This is a genomic window from Pseudomonas sp. Bc-h (assembly GCF_002080045.1).
Lineage (GTDB): Bacteria > Pseudomonadota > Gammaproteobacteria > Pseudomonadales > Pseudomonadaceae > Aquipseudomonas.
On sequence record NZ_MUIN01000001.1, the window covers coordinates 324122 to 338319 of the forward strand.

Here is a 14198-nt window from a genome sequence, read left to right on the forward strand (position 1 = left end):
GCCTGAGCTAAACTGCGCGCCTGAGCTGAGGAGCCGACATATGCAGAACAAGCAGAACCTGATCTGGATCGACCTGGAAATGACCGGTCTGGACCCCGATAACGACGTCATCATCGAAATGGCCACGATCATCACCGACAGTGAGCTCAACATGCTGGCTGAGGGCCCGGTCATCGCCGTACACCAAAGCGACGATCTGCTCAACGGCATGGACGAGTGGAACACGCGTCAGCACGGCGGTTCGGGCCTGACCCAGCGCGTGCGCGAGAGCAAGATCTCCACTGCCGAAGCCGAAGCCATGACCCTGGAATTTATCAAGCAATGGGTTCCGGAACGCAGTTCGCCGATCTGCGGCAACAGCATCTGCCAGGATCGCCGCTTCCTTTATAAGCGCATGCCGACCCTGGAAAACTATTTCCACTACCGCAACCTTGATGTCTCCACGCTCAAGGAGCTGGCTGCACGCTGGTCGCCAGAGTTGAAATTCAAGAAGGGCAGCACTCACCTGGCGCTGGACGACATTCGTGAGTCCATCGCCGAGCTGCGTTTCTATCGCGAGCACTTCATCAAGGTCTGACGGTTTCAGGCGTCGAGGGGGGAGTTGCTCACGCCCCCTTTTGGTGCCTTGGCCGAATGATTAGACTGCGCCCCTTTCTCGCAGGGACTGCCGCCATGTTGCTGATGCTCTATCTGATCGCCATTACCGCCGAGGCCATGACGGGCGCGCTGTCTGCCGGGCGTCGCGGCATGGACTGGTTCGGCGTAGTGCTGATTGCGTGTATCACTGCACTGGGTGGCGGTTCGGTGCGTGACGTGCTGCTGGGGCACTATCCGTTGACGTGGGTCAAACACCCCGAATATCTGATTCTCACCAGTGTCGCAGCCTTGCTGACGATCCTCATCGCACCGCTGATGCGCCATCTGCGCTCGTTGTTTCTGGTGCTCGACGCACTGGGGCTGGTGGCGTTCACCGTCATCGGCTGCATGACCGCGCTGGACATGGGGCTGAGTATGATGGTCGCGGCGGTCAGTGGAGTCATCACCGGGGTTTTCGGTGGCATTTTGCGGGACATTTTCTGTAACGACATCCCGCTGATCTTCCGCCGCGAGCTCTACGCCAGCGTGTCGTTCGCCGCTGCGTGGTGCTTTCTGTTGTGTCAGTGGGCGGGATTGCCGATAGAGCAAGGCACATTAATCACGCTGTTTGGCGGATTACTGCTGCGCCTGCTGGCGATCAAGTTTCACTGGGAAATGCCCAAATTCGTTTACAAGGATGGGCATTGAGATCCTGCTTTGAACTCCGGTGACCACCCTTTAGCCGTCTAGCTTGCCGGCGGTGGCGATGTTGAAAGTGTCGCCGCCGGCAAGCCGGACTGCTATGGGTGATGCCCCAGAACCTTCGAATGCTGACGCAGCGCCCATTCAACATGTTCGCGCACCATTTCTGACGGATGATCGAGTCTCGCTTTCAAGGCTTCGATCACAGGTATGGTCGAGGGCGCATTGCCCAGCCCCACCGCCAGATTTCTCAGCCAACGTTCGTAACCGGCACGCCGCAAGGGCGAACCTTCGGTATTACTGAGGAAAGTGGTTTCGTCCCACAGGAACAGCGTGGTCAATTGCGCATTGTCCAGCCCGTGGCGAGGTTTGAAATCATTTTGATCGGTCGCCCGGGCGAATCGATTCCACGGGCACACGATCTGGCAATCATCGCAGCCGAACACCCGATTGCCGATCATCGAACGCAGCTCTTCCGGGATCGACGTTTTCAGCTCGATGGTGAGGTAGGAGATGCATTTGCGCGCATCCAGCACATAGGGGCCGACGAACGCGTTGGTCGGGCAAATCTCCAGACAGGCCGTACAGCGCCCGCAATGCTCGGTGGTGTGGGCCTCGTCAACTGGCAAAGGCAGGTCCACGAACAGTTCGCTCAAGAAGAAATAACTGCCGGCTTTGCGATTGAGTACCAGGGTGTTCTTGCCGATCCAGCCCAGCCCGGCCTGTTCGGCGATGGCCTTCTCCAGAACGGGGGCGCTGTCGACGAAGGCGCGAAAGCCGAACGGGCCAATCGCCTGCTGAATACGTTCGGCGAGTTGCTGCACGCGCTTGCGGATCAGCTTGTGATAGTCGCGGCCCAGTGCATACCGCGAAACGTAGGCTTTTTCCGGCTGTGCCAGTAATTGCGCCATCTGCGTATCGCCCGGCAGATAGTCCATGCGCAGTGAAACGACGCGCAGCGTTCCCGGTACCAATTCGTCGGGATGCGAACGTTTGCTGCCATGGGCTGCCATATAGTCCATCTCGCCGTGATACCCGGCTTCGAGCCAGCGTTGCAGATGCTGCTCATGTTCCGCCAGATCCAGTCCCGAGATGCCGACCTGCTGAAACCCGAGCTCGCGCCCCCATTCCTTGATCGATTGGGCAAGTTCGGTTAGCTCGGCGGCGGTCAGGGACGCTGAGCTTGTGGATGGATCTACAGTAATCGCGGACATTGCAAAGAGGACACCGGGGCGCAGGTGCGTATAATTCTGCCAGACATCGGAGCTCAAAGACGCATGTTGCACAGCAAACACCCATTACCCGACGCGCTGTATAGCGCTGCGCAAGTGCGCGACCTCGACGCACGCCTGATCGCCGCTGGCACGCCTGGCTTCGAATTGATGCAGCGCGCGGCCCACGCAGCGTGGCGAGCGCTTCGTCGGCGCTGGCCTGATGGACGAGAGCTGACTGTGCTGGCCGGGCGGGGCAACAACGCCGGTGATGGCTATCTGATCGCGGCGCTGGCACAACGGGCGGGCTGGCAGGTAGCTGTAGCCGCGGTGGGCGATACCTCGGCTTTGACCGGTGACGCAGAGTCTGCGTATCAAGAGGCTCGTAGTGCAGGCGTCGCTATAACACCGTGGAGCCAGCAACCGTTGATCGGCATCATCGTCGATGCCCTGCTCGGCACCGGGCTGAAGGGGGGCGTGCGCGAGCCTTATGCCTCTGTCATTCAGTGCATCAACGACAGCGGCGTGCCGGTTATGGCGGTGGATATCCCGTCCGGTCTCTGCGCCGATACGGGTCGCTCCTTGGGCGTGGCGGTGCGCGCAGACCTGACCGTGACATTTATCGGGCTCAAAATCGGGCTATTCACTGGCGATGCGCCAGATCTGGTGGGCGAACGGGTGTTCGATGATTTGCAGGCCGATCCGGCGGTGGTCGCGCAAACGCCCGTTGCCATCAAGCGTCTGGATACTTTCAATTTGCCGAAGCTGTCGCCGCGCCCTCGCACTGCACACAAAGGCATGTTCGGGCGCGTATTGGTGATCGGCGGCGATCTGGGTTTTGGCGGCGCAGCGCTGCTATCTACAGAAAGCACTCTGCGTTGTGGTGCAGGCATGGTGACCCTCGCGACTCGTCCCGAGCACGTTTCAGCGGCGTTGACGCGCTTTCCGGAAGTCATGAGCGCGGGTGTTCATTCTGCCAATCAGTTGATGGGGTTGATCGAGCCTGCGACGGTCCTGGTGGTCGGGCCAGGTTTGGGGCAGCACAGTTGGGGGCGCAGTCTGTTGTCCGCCGCCGCCAATGCCCAAAGGCCGCAGATCTGGGACGCTGACGCGCTCAATCAGCTGGCCGCAGGATTCGTCAGCTTGCCGAAGGATTGTGTGATCACCCCGCATCCCGGCGAAGCGGCGCGGTTGTTGGGCATCAGCACAACAGATATACAGGCCGATCGGCCAGCCGCCGCGAAGGCGCTCGCAAAGAAATACAACGCCGTATGCGTGTTGAAAGGCAGCGGCAGCCTGATCGCCAGCCCCGCCGGAGATCTGGCGTTGGCCGATCATGGCCACCCGGCGATGGCGACGGGGGGATTGGGCGACGTGCTGTCCGGCGTCATTGGAGCGTTGATGGCGCAAAAGATGCCTGCGTTCGATGCCGCCTGTCTTGGCGTTTGGTTACACGCTTTGGCCGGAGAAAAATGTGGAGCTACTGGGCGCGGCATGGCTGCCGCTGATCTGATTCCTGTCATCCGTCAGCTTCTGGAGGAGCAACAACCGTGTCTGAGTTAACCCTGCACCTGATGGGTGAAGAAGCCATGACTAACTTTGGTGCTCGGATTTCCCAAGTCACTGAAAGCAATGGGATTATTTTTTTGCAGGGTGATCTCGGCGCGGGGAAGACGACCCTCTCGAGAGGCATTATCCGTGGCCTTGGCCACGTGGGTGCGGTGAAAAGCCCGACTTTCACCCTCGTAGAACCTTACGAAATTGGGAGAAATCGCGCGTATCACTTTGATCTTTACCGACTTGTTGATCCAGAAGAGCTAGAATTCCTAGGCATACGCGATTACTTCGAAGGGGAAGCGCTCTGCCTGATCGAGTGGCCGGATCTAGGTGCAGGCTTTTTGCCAAAGCCGGACCTGATCATTACCATTAGGCCCCACGCGGAAGGTCGAGCGCTGACTCTGAGCCCGAAAAGCTCGCGCGGCGAGAAGTGGTGTGCCGCTTTGGCTTTGGAATTCAAATAGATATGGGGTTAGGTATGCGCATGCGCGCGCTGGTTACTGTAGTAGGACTGTTGCTGACGACATTGGCTGTCGATGCGTTGGCCGCTACACAGGTACGAAGTGTCCGCTTATGGCGTGCTCCGGATAACACCCGGCTGGTTTTCGACCTGTCCGGGCCGGTTCAGCACAGCGTCTTCACGTTGCAGTCTCCGGATCGTCTGGTCATCGACATCAATGGCGCGACCCTGGGCGGTTCACTGAATATTCCTACTGCCAATACCCCGATTACCTCCATGCGTTCGGCGCAACGCACGCCGGATGACTTGCGTGTGGTCATCGACCTGAAAAAGGCCGTGACGCCGAAAAGCTTCACGCTTGCGCCGAACCAGCAGTACGGCAACCGCCTGGTGGTCGATCTGTATGACAACGCTGCCGACGCCAACCCGCCACCGTCCGTGGCCGACACGCCTGCAACGGTGGCCCCCGCAACGCCTGCGGTGCCAGTCAGCCCTTCGAAGCCGGAAATCAAGCTGACGCCGGTGCCTAACGGCAAGCGCGACATCGTTGTCGTGATCGATGCCGGACACGGTGGCGAAGACCCTGGCGCCTCGGGTGGCCAAGGTCAGAAGGAAAAAAACGTGGTGCTGTCGATCGCCAAGGAGCTGCAGCGCCAGATCAATGCCGAAAAAGGCTATCGCGCCGAACTGACCCGTACCGGCGACTACTTCATTCCTTTGCGTAAGCGCACTGAAATTGCCCGGGCCAAGGGCGCGGACCTGTTTGTTTCCATTCATGCGGATGCTGCGCCGTCGTCGGCGGCGTTCGGCGCGTCGGTGTTTGCCTTGTCCGAGCGCGGGGCGACTTCGGAGACCGCGCGCTGGCTGGCCGACAGTGAAAACCGTTCCGACCTCATTGGGGGTGCTGGCGCTGTGAGCCTGGACGACAAGGACCGCATGCTCGCTGGTGTTCTGTTGGACCTGTCAATGACAGCGTCCCTGACTTCCAGCCTCAACGTCGGCCAGAAGGTATTGACCAACATCGGCCGTGTGACTTCGCTGCACAAGTCGCGGGTCGAGCAGGCAGGTTTCATGGTGTTGAAATCACCGGACATCCCGTCGATTCTGGTAGAAACCGGGTTCATCTCCAATGCGGCAGAAGCCAACAAGCTTCAGGGCTCCAGCCACCAGCAAGCGCTGGCGCGTTCCATCACTGCAGGTGTGAAGCAGTTCTTCCAGCAAAACCCACCTCAAGGTACATACATCGCCTGGCTGCGGGACAACGGCAAGCTGGCGATGGGACCGCGTGAGCACACTGTGCGCCCTGGTGAATCGCTGAGCATGATCTCGGCGCGCTACGACATGAGCATGGAGGCGCTGCGCTCGGCCAATAAACTGAGTTCCGATGAGCTCAAGATCGGCCAGGAGCTGAGGATTCCGAGCGCGGAACTGGCGGGTGAGCCATGACCGATCTGCTGCTCGATGAGCAAGGTTTCGATGCAGATGGGAGTGTCGAAGGCCTGGCGGCGCAAGCGGCTCGCATCCAGTTGCTCAGCCCGAGACTGGCGAACCAGATTGCAGCGGGCGAGGTTGTCGAGCGACCTGCGTCGGTGATCAAGGAGCTGTTGGAAAACAGCCTCGACTCGGGAGCCCGGCGTATCGATGTCGACGTCGAACAGGCCGGTATCAAGCTGTTGCGCGTGCGCGACGATGGCGGGGGTATTTCCTCGGACGATCTGCCGCTGGCCCTGGCGCGGCACGCCACCAGCAAGATTCGCGAGCTGGAAGATCTTGAGCGCGTCATGAGCCTGGGCTTTCGCGGTGAGGCACTGGCGTCGATCAGTTCGGTAGCTCGCCTGACCCTGACATCGCGCACCCGCGACGCCGATCAGGCCTGGCAAGTTGAAACCGAAGGTCGCGACATGGCTTCTCGCGTTCAGCCTGCCGCACACCCGGTGGGTACATCGGTGGAAGTGCGCGATCTGTTCTTCAACACCCCGGCGCGTCGTAAATTTCTCAAGGCCGAAAAAACCGAATTCGATCATCTCCAGGAAGTGATCAAGCGCATGGCGCTGGCGCGTTTCGACGTGGCCTTTCACCTGCGTCATAACGGCAAGACCATTCTCAGTCTGCACGAAGCCCGCGATGATGTGGCCCGTGCGCGACGTGTCTCGGCCGTCTGCGGCCCCGGTTTTCTTGAGCAGGCGTTACCCATCGAGGTTGAGCGCAATGGCCTGAAACTGTGGGGCTGGGTAGGGTTGCCGACGTTCTCGCGCAGTCAGGCAGACCTGCAATACTTCTTCGTCAACGGCCGTGCGGTACGCGACAAACTGGTCGCCCACGCGGTGCGTCAGGCCTATCGCGACGTGCTGTTCAACGGTCGGCACCCGACGTTCGTGTTGTTCTTCGAGGTCGATCCTGCTGTGGTCGACGTCAACGTTCACCCGACCAAGCATGAAGTGCGCTTCCGTGACGGGCGCATGGTGCATGACTTCCTTTACGGCACCTTGCACCGCGCCTTGGGCGATGTGCGTCCAGAAGATCAGCTGGCAGGCACGACTTCGGTCACGGCGCTGGTGCGTCCGAGCGGGCCTGAAGCTGGCGAGTTCGGGCCGCAGGGCGAGATGCGTCTGGCCAACAATGTGCTCGAAGCCCCGCAAGGCCCAGCCTGGACTGCGCCTGCGGGCTCAAGCCCCGGGAGCGGCAGCGGTGCGGGCTATCAGTATCAGTACACGCCGCGCCCGTCATCGGTGTTGCCAGCGGAGGAGGCGCGAGCGGCCTACAGCACGTTCTTTGCCCCGCTTCCCGGCGCTCAGGCAAATCCGGACGCAGCGGCGGGCGCTACCTTGCCCGAGTCACAGGGTGATGTGCCGCCTTTGGGCTACGCGCTGGCGCAGCTCAAAGGCATCTATATTCTCGCCGAGAACGCTCACGGCCTGGTCCTCGTCGACATGCATGCGGCTCACGAGCGGATCATGTATGAGCGTCTGAAGATCGCCATGGCCAGCGAAGGGCTGAGTGGTCAGCCGCTGCTGGTGCCTGAATCGATTGCGGTCAGTCAGCGCGAGGCCGACTGCGCCGAAGAGCACATGGCGGCGTTCCAGCAGCTGGGTTTCGAGCTGCAGCGTCTGGGTCCTGAAAGCCTCGCGATCCGGCAGATCCCTGCACTGCTCAAGCAGGCCGAGGCGAATCGTCTGGTCCATGATGTGCTCGCCGACTTGATGGAATACGGCACCAGCGACCGTGTTCAGGCTCACATGAACGAGTTGCTCGGGACCATGGCCTGTCATGGGGCGATCCGCGCCAACCGGCGTCTGGCGATCCCGGAAATGAACGGCTTGCTGCGCGACATGGAAAGCACGGAGCGCAGCGGTCAATGCAACCACGGCCGCCCGACCTGGACCCAGCTGGGTCTGGACGATCTCGACAAACTATTCCTGCGCGGTCGCTGATGAGTGCTCTTCCCCCGGCCATCTTTCTGATGGGGCCGACCGCCGCCGGCAAGACCGATCTGGCCATCGAACTGACCAAGGTGCTGCCTTGTGAGTTGATCAGCGTAGATTCTGCGCTGGTCTATCGTGGTATGGACATAGGCACCGCCAAGCCTTCAAAAGCGCTTTTGGACAAGTATCCGCACCGGCTGATCAATATTCTGGACCCGTCGCAGAGTTATTCCGCCGCGGATTTTCGCACTGACGCGCTGGAGGCCATGGCTGAAATCACCGCGAGGGGAAAAATTCCCCTGCTGGTGGGTGGCACCATGTTGTATTTCAAGGCTCTATTGGAGGGGCTGGCGGACATGCCGGCCGCCGACGCTGAAGTTCGTGCGCAGCTGGAGGCTGAGGCGGCGAGTCGTGGCTGGCAGGCACTGCACGACGAATTGGCGAGTATCGACCCGGTGTCCGCGGCGCGCATTCATCCCAACGACCCTCAGCGGCTGGTTCGTGCGCTGGAAGTGTATCGGGTCAGCGGAATGAGCATGACGGCACATCGCGAGCAACAAAGTGCGCAAAGTGCTCAAGCTGGCGGTTCGGGGCGGCATCAATTGCCCTATACTGTCGCAAATCTGGCGATCGCACCGACGGATCGCAAGGTATTGCACGATCGAATCGCGCTGCGTTTCAGGCAAATGCTTGATGAAGGATTCGTAGAAGAAGTAGTAGCGTTACGTTCGAGGGGTGACCTGCACTCGAATTTACCGTCTATAAGAGCTGTAGGGTATCGGCAAGTCTGGGACTATCTGGACGGCAAGCTGACTCGGGACGAGATGCAGGAAAGAGGCATCATCGCCACGCGCCAACTGGCCAAGAGACAGTTCACCTGGTTGCGAAGCTGGGAAGATTTACACTGGTTGGACAGCCTGGCTTGCGACAATCTGCCACGCACCTTGAAATACCTGGGATCGGCCTCCATATTGAGCTGAGTCCTTGCAATAGCCGTCTATCCTTGGGGGGTAACGGCCCAAGCCAATGTTTTCGAATTTATTCTATTGATCCTTAAAGGAGTGCGGCACATGTCAAAAGGGCATTCGCTACAAGACCCTTACCTGAACACTTTGCGTAAAGAAAAGGTTGGGGTTTCGATCTATCTGGTAAACGGTATCAAGCTGCAAGGCACGATCGAGTCGTTCGACCAGTTCGTTATTTTGCTGAAGAACACTGTCAGCCAAATGGTTTACAAGCACGCTATCTCTACCGTCGTTCCAGTTCGTCCAATTCGTCTGCCTAGTGCGACCGAATCCGAACAGGGTGATGCTGAGCCAGGTAACGCCTGATAGGAGTCTGCCTTGTTCTTTGAGCGCCACGGTGGTGGTGAGCGGGCAATCCTCGTTCATTTGGATGGTCAGGACCCTGAGGCGCGCGAAGATCCGCAGGAGTTCCGGGAGCTGGCTCTTTCGGCAGGTGCCGATATCGTTGCGTTCATCAACGTGCCACGGCATCGGCCAACGGCCAAATATCTGGTAGGCAGCGGCAAGGTCGAGGAGTTGCGCGATCTGGTCAAGGCCGAGAAATCGGATATCGTCATTTTCAATCACATCCTTACGCCCAGTCAGGAACGCAACCTCGAGAGAGTTTTCGAGTGTCGCGTGCTTGACCGTACGGGTTTGATTCTCGACATCTTCGCCCAGCGCGCGCGGACTCATGAAGGCAAGTTGCAGGTCGAGCTGGCACAGCTCGAGCACATGAGCACTCGCCTGGTCCGTGGCTGGACTCACCTTGAGCGTCAGGGCGGTGGTATCGGTCTGCGCGGTCCGGGTGAAACTCAGCTGGAAACGGACCGTCGTCTGTTGCGGGTTCGCCTGCGCCAGATCAAGGGGCGTCTCGAGAAAGTCCGCAGTCAGCGTGATCAGGCCCGTCGCGGCCGTTCCCGCGCTGACATTCCTACAGTCTCCATCGTGGGCTATACCAACGCCGGTAAATCGACACTCTTCAATGCGGTGACCGATTCCGACGTCTACGCTGCTGACCAGTTGTTCGCAACGCTCGACCCGACCCTGCGCCGTCTTGAACTCAACGATCTGGGGCCGATTGTGCTGGCCGACACGGTGGGGTTCATCCGCCATTTGCCGCACAAGCTGGTCGAGGCGTTTCGGGCTACGCTCGAAGAATCGAGCAATTCGGACCTTCTGCTGCATGTGATCGATGCTCACGAGCCCGATCGCATGGAGCAGATCGAGCAGGTAATGGCAGTACTGGGCGAGATTGGTGCCCAGGACTTGCCGATGCTGGAGGTCTATAACAAACTCGATTTGCTCGAGGGGGTCGAGCCTCAGATTCAACGCGATGCCGATGGCAAGCCGCAGCGGGTCTGGGTTTCTGCTCGTGACGGTCGTGGCCTGGACTTGCTCAAGCAAGCCATCGCCGAGCTGTTGGGGAACGATCTGTTCGTAGGCACCTTGTGTCTGTCGCAACGCTTCGCCCGGCTGCGTGCCCAGTTTTTCCAACTGGGTGCGGTGCAGAGCGAAGAGCATGACGAAGAAGGTCAGAGTCTGTTGGCTGTGCGTTTACCCCGAGTTGAATTCAATCGCCTGGTGAGTCGCGAAGGACTGCAGCCGCTGGAATTCATCGAGCAACACACTTTGCAATAAAAGCCTGAAAAAGCGGTTGTGCTGCTTTGACAGGCATTCTGTAGCATTGGTCGGCGCGCCGCGGGCGCGTCTTTGCTTTATCAGATGGAGAGCGCTATGGCTTGGAATGAGCCGGGTGGCAACTCGAATAATCAGGATCCTTGGGGTGGTAAGCGCAAGGGCGGCGACCGCAAGGGGCCACCGGATCTCGACGAGGCCTTCCGAAAGCTGCAGGAAAGCCTGAATGGGTTGTTCGGTGGTGGCAAGAAACGCAGTGGTGATGGCGGCGGCAGTGGCGGCGGATCGAGTAAGGGCGGCGGTTTCGGCCTGCTCGGCATCGGTCTGGTCGTGCTACTCGCAATCTGGCTCTACAACGCGATCTACGTGGTCGACGAGCAGGAGCAAGCTGTCGTTCTGCGGTTCGGCAAGTATTACGAAACGGTTGGCTCGGGTCTGAACATCTATTTCCCGCCATTCGATCGCAAGTACCTCGAGAACGTGACGCGTGAGCGTGCGTACAGCAAACAGGGCCAGATGCTCACTGAAGACGAAAACATTGTCGAAGTGCCACTGACCGTGCAGTACAAGATCACCAACCTGCAGGATTTCGTGCTGAACGTCGATCAGCCTGAAGTCAGCCTGCAGCATGCAACCGAAAGCGCCCTGCGCCATGTGGTCGGTTCGACAGCAATGGACCAGGTGCTGACCGAAGGTCGTGAGTTGATGGCCAGCGAAATCAAAGAGCGCCTGCAGCGTTTCCTCGATACCTATCGCACCGGTATCACCGTGACTCAGGTGAACGTGCAGAGCGCTGCGGCGCCGCGTGAAGTTCAGGAAGCCTTCGATGACGTGATCCGTGCCCGTGAAGACGAGCAGCGTGCGCGTAACCAGGCCGAAACCTACGCCAACGGTGTGATTCCGGAAGCGCGCGGTCAGGCTCAGCGTATCGTCGAAGATGCCAACGGTTACCGTGATGAAGTGGTCTCTCGCGCCAAGGGTGAGGCTGATCGTTTCACCAAGCTGGTCGCCGAGTATCGCAAGGCACCAGAGGTCACTCGCGAGCGTCTGTATCTGGATACCATGCAAGAAGTCTTCAGCAACACCAGCAAGGTGCTCGTGACCGGCGACAAGGGTCAGAACAACCTGCTCTACCTGCCATTGGACAAAATGATCGAAAGCAGTCGTAACGGTTCGGCATCGTCGGCAAGCGGCGCTGCGGCAACAGTGGTCGATCCGGGCTCTCGGGCTGCGGACATGCAACAGCAACGCGACACACGCACCAGGGAGACTCGCTGATGAGCAATAAATCTCTGGTCGCCCTGATTGTTTGTGTCGTGCTGGCCGTTGTGGCGTGGAACAGCTTCTACATCGTCGCTCAGACCGAGCGTGCAGTGCTGCTGCAATTCGGTCGTGTGGTTCAGGCCGATGTTCCGCCGGGCCTGCATGTGAAGGTTCCTTACGTGAACCAGGTTCGCAAGTTCGACGGTCGTCTGTTGACCCTGGATGCGCCGACTCAGCGTTTCCTGACGCTGGAAAAGAAAGCCGTCATGGTCGATGCTTACGCCAAATGGCGGGTGAAGGACGCCGAGCGTTTCTACACCGCGACATCCGGCCTCAAGCAAATCGCTGACGAGCGTCTGTCCCGTCGTCTGGAATCCGGTCTGCGTGACCAGTTCGGCAAGCGCACCCTGCACGAAGCTGTGTCTGGCGAGCGTGACGCACTGATGGCCGACATCACCGCGTCGTTGAACAAGATGGCCGAGAAAGAACTGGGCATCGAAGTCATCGATGTTCGGGTCAAGGCGATCGATCTGCCGAAGGAAGTCAACCGCAGCGTGTTCGAACGTATGAGCACCGAGCGTGAGCGTGAAGCTCGCGAGCATCGCGCCAAGGGTAACGAGCTGTCGGAGGGCATCCGTGCCGACGCCGATCGCCAACGCCGCGTGTTGCTGGCCGAAGCCTATCGTGAGTCCGAGGAAGCGCGCGGTGACGGTGATGCACAAGCCGCTGCGATCTACTCCAAGGCGTACGGTCAGGACCAGGAGTTCTATGCGTTCTACCGCAGCCTGCGCGCCTATCGTGAAAGCTTCGCCAACAAAAGTGACGTGATGGTTCTTGATCCAGGCAGCGAATTCTTCCGCTATCTGAATAAGGCAAAACCGTAATCGTCAACCGCAATTGAGACCTCCGCCGGGCGGCAAAACTGTCCGGCGGGGTGATCGCACGCCAAAACGTGTGTATGATGCGGCAGCCGGGAAATTCCCGGCTTTTTTGCGTCTACACGATTGATTGGCCGTGGCGTGTTTCGTGCGCGGCAGTTTTTTCGAGGACAGTGTTTGCAAAGCTGCGATGCAGAAGGCTTGGGTTGAAATGGCCCGTCCGGTATCCGCAGAACACTGTCTGCTTCACTCAAGGCTTGCCCAAGGGTTGGCCGCCCGGATCATAGGGGAAATGCGTAATGGCAACGGTTGACCGCTGGCTGCTGCCGGATGGCATCGAAGAAGTACTGCCGCCGGAAGCTGCGCGCATAGAAGTGGCGCGTCGTCAGGTGTTGGATCTGTTTCAGAGCTGGGGCTATGAGTTCGTAGTCACCCCGCACATCGAATACCTTGAATCACTGCTCACAGGTGCTGGCCAGGATCTGGATCTGCGCACCTTCAAAGTGGTCGATCCGCAATCGGGTCGGCAGATGGGCTTCCGGGCGGACATCACGCCGCAGGTCGCCCGCATCGACGCGCATACCCTGCGCCGCGAAGGCCCAAGTCGTCTGTGCTATGCCGGTAGCGTCCTGCATGCGCAGCCACGGGCGCTGTCGTCCTCGCGCAGCCCGATTCAACTGGGTGCCGAGTTGTACGGCGACGCCAGCCCGAGCAGCGATGTCGAAGTCATCAGCCTGATGCTGGCTATGCTGAAACTGGCAGATGTTCCGGACGTCCATATGGATCTGGGACATGTCGGGATCTACCGTGGTCTGGCCCGTGCTGCCGGTCTGTCCGGCGAAGTCGAGCAGCAGCTTTTCGACGCCTTGCAGCGCAAGGCAATTGACGAAGTCGTGGCCCTGACCGAGAACCTGCCGGCAGACCTCGCCGCCATGCTCCGTGCGCTGGTCGATCTGTGCGGTGGTAGCGAAGTGCTGACCGCTGCGCGTGATCGACTGGCCAAGGCGCCGGCGCCGGTTATCGAAGCGCTGGATGATCTGGTGGAAATCGCCGAGCGTCTGTCGGCACGCTTTCCTGATCTGCCGTTGTATTTCGACCTCGGCGAGCTTCGCGGCTATCACTACCATACGGGTGTGGTGTTCGCGGTATTCGTGCCGGGCGTCGGTCAGTCGATCGCCCAGGGCGGTCGTTACGATGACATCGGTGCGGATTTCGGTCGCGCGCGTCCGGCAACGGGCTTCTCTACCGATTTGAAAACCCTGGTCACGCTGGGGCAGGCACAGATCGAGCTACCGTCTGGCGGTATCTGGATGCCTGACAGCACCGATGCGGCACTCTGGCAGAAAGTCTGCCAGCTGCGCAGCGAAGGTCAGCGCGTGGTTCAGGCTTTGCCGGGCCAGCAGGTTCTGGCAGCGAAAGAAGCCGACTGTGATCGGCAATTGATTCAGCATGGCGAGCTTTGGCAGGTAATGCCGCTGGCCTCTTGA

13 protein-coding genes are annotated in these 14198 nt (G+C 59.7%); 12 read left to right on the forward strand and 1 reads right to left on the reverse strand.

All coding sequences use genetic code 11. The features are described 5' to 3' along the window. Window positions 1–40 precede the first annotated feature (40 nt). Window positions 41–577, forward strand: coding sequence for an oligoribonuclease (gene orn / locus BWR59_RS01380; RefSeq protein WP_081563859.1), 537 nt, complete (start codon window positions 41–43; stop codon window positions 575–577). A 95-nt stretch (window positions 578–672) separates the two neighbouring features. After that, window positions 673–1284 carry a trimeric intracellular cation channel family protein gene (locus tag BWR59_RS01385; protein WP_081563860.1) on the forward strand — a complete coding sequence of 204 codons (612 nt, stop codon included), beginning with the start codon at window positions 673–675 and terminating at the stop codon, window positions 1282–1284. 92 nt (window positions 1285–1376) lie between these two features. Here the strand turns inward: BWR59_RS01385 and queG are convergent, their stop codons facing one another. Then, window positions 1377–2492, reverse strand: a complete 1116-nt coding sequence (queG, locus tag BWR59_RS01390) for a tRNA epoxyqueuosine(34) reductase QueG (protein ID WP_081563861.1) — start codon at window positions 2490–2492, stop codon at window positions 1377–1379. A 63-nt stretch (window positions 2493–2555) separates the two neighbouring features. Between queG and BWR59_RS01395 the strand changes: the two genes are divergently transcribed. From BWR59_RS01395 to BWR59_RS01440, 10 genes are all read left to right on the forward strand, one after another. After that, window positions 2556–4052, forward strand: a complete 1497-nt coding sequence (locus tag BWR59_RS01395; protein ID WP_081563862.1) for an NAD(P)H-hydrate dehydratase — start codon at window positions 2556–2558, stop codon at window positions 4050–4052. After that, window positions 4040–4510: a tRNA (adenosine(37)-N6)-threonylcarbamoyltransferase complex ATPase subunit type 1 TsaE gene (gene tsaE, locus BWR59_RS01400; protein ID WP_081563863.1), complete on the forward strand. Its 471-nt coding sequence runs from the start codon at window positions 4040–4042 to the stop codon at window positions 4508–4510. Before BWR59_RS01395 ends, tsaE begins: the two co-directional genes overlap by 13 nt. A gap of 2 nt (window positions 4511–4512) precedes the next feature. Continuing rightward, the gene (locus BWR59_RS01405) at window positions 4513–5952 is read left to right on the forward strand and encodes an N-acetylmuramoyl-L-alanine amidase (protein WP_218191120.1); all 1440 of its coding nucleotides are present in this window, start codon (window positions 4513–4515) and stop codon (window positions 5950–5952) included. After that, a complete protein-coding gene (gene mutL, locus BWR59_RS01410) occupies window positions 5949–7937 on the forward strand; it encodes a DNA mismatch repair endonuclease MutL (protein ID WP_081563865.1) in 1989 nt (662 codons plus the stop codon). Before BWR59_RS01405 ends, mutL begins: the two co-directional genes overlap by 4 nt. Continuing rightward, window positions 7937–8908, forward strand: a complete 972-nt coding sequence (gene miaA, locus BWR59_RS01415; protein ID WP_081563866.1) for a tRNA (adenosine(37)-N6)-dimethylallyltransferase MiaA — start codon at window positions 7937–7939, stop codon at window positions 8906–8908. The genes mutL and miaA overlap by 1 nt, the downstream gene beginning before the upstream one ends. A gap of 90 nt (window positions 8909–8998) precedes the next feature. Continuing rightward, entirely contained in the window at window positions 8999–9259 is a 261-nt protein-coding gene (hfq, locus tag BWR59_RS01420) for an RNA chaperone Hfq (RefSeq protein WP_010221594.1), read from the forward strand. Window positions 9260–9271: 12 nt separating this feature from the next. Continuing rightward, entirely contained in the window at window positions 9272–10573 is a 1302-nt protein-coding gene (gene hflX, locus BWR59_RS01425) for a ribosome rescue GTPase HflX (RefSeq protein ID WP_081563867.1), read from the forward strand. 96 nt (window positions 10574–10669) lie between these two features. Continuing rightward, window positions 10670–11848 carry an FtsH protease activity modulator HflK gene (hflK, locus tag BWR59_RS01430; RefSeq protein WP_081563868.1) on the forward strand — a complete coding sequence of 393 codons (1179 nt, stop codon included), beginning with the start codon at window positions 10670–10672 and terminating at the stop codon, window positions 11846–11848. After that, the gene (hflC, locus tag BWR59_RS01435; RefSeq protein WP_081563869.1) at window positions 11848–12717 is read left to right on the forward strand and encodes a protease modulator HflC; all 870 of its coding nucleotides are present in this window, start codon (window positions 11848–11850) and stop codon (window positions 12715–12717) included. The genes hflK and hflC overlap by 1 nt, the downstream gene beginning before the upstream one ends. A 293-nt stretch (window positions 12718–13010) precedes the next feature. After that, entirely contained in the window at window positions 13011–14198 is a 1188-nt protein-coding gene (locus BWR59_RS01440) for an ATP phosphoribosyltransferase regulatory subunit (protein WP_081563870.1), read from the forward strand.

Excerpts from the sequence above, each read along its gene's own strand:
- orn (WP_081563859.1), top strand. The coding sequence starts at position 41 with ATGCAGAACAAGCAGAACCTGATCTGGATCGACCTGGAAATGACCGGT.
- BWR59_RS01385 (WP_081563860.1), top strand. The coding sequence starts at position 673 with ATGTTGCTGATGCTCTATCTGATCGCCATTACCGCCGAGGCCATGACG.
- queG (WP_081563861.1), bottom strand. The coding sequence starts at position 2,492 with ATGTCCGCGATTACTGTAGATCCATCCACAAGCTCAGCGTCCCTGACC.
- BWR59_RS01395 (WP_081563862.1), top strand. The coding sequence starts at position 2,556 with ATGTTGCACAGCAAACACCCATTACCCGACGCGCTGTATAGCGCTGCG.
- BWR59_RS01405 (WP_218191120.1), top strand. The coding sequence starts at position 4,513 with ATGGGGTTAGGTATGCGCATGCGCGCGCTGGTTACTGTAGTAGGACTG.
- mutL (WP_081563865.1), top strand. The coding sequence starts at position 5,949 with ATGACCGATCTGCTGCTCGATGAGCAAGGTTTCGATGCAGATGGGAGT.
- miaA (WP_081563866.1), top strand. The coding sequence starts at position 7,937 with ATGAGTGCTCTTCCCCCGGCCATCTTTCTGATGGGGCCGACCGCCGCC.
- hfq (WP_010221594.1), top strand. The coding sequence starts at position 8,999 with ATGTCAAAAGGGCATTCGCTACAAGACCCTTACCTGAACACTTTGCGT.
- hflK (WP_081563868.1), top strand. The coding sequence starts at position 10,670 with ATGGCTTGGAATGAGCCGGGTGGCAACTCGAATAATCAGGATCCTTGG.
- hflC (WP_081563869.1), top strand. The coding sequence starts at position 11,848 with ATGAGCAATAAATCTCTGGTCGCCCTGATTGTTTGTGTCGTGCTGGCC.
- BWR59_RS01440 (WP_081563870.1), top strand. The coding sequence starts at position 13,011 with ATGGCAACGGTTGACCGCTGGCTGCTGCCGGATGGCATCGAAGAAGTA.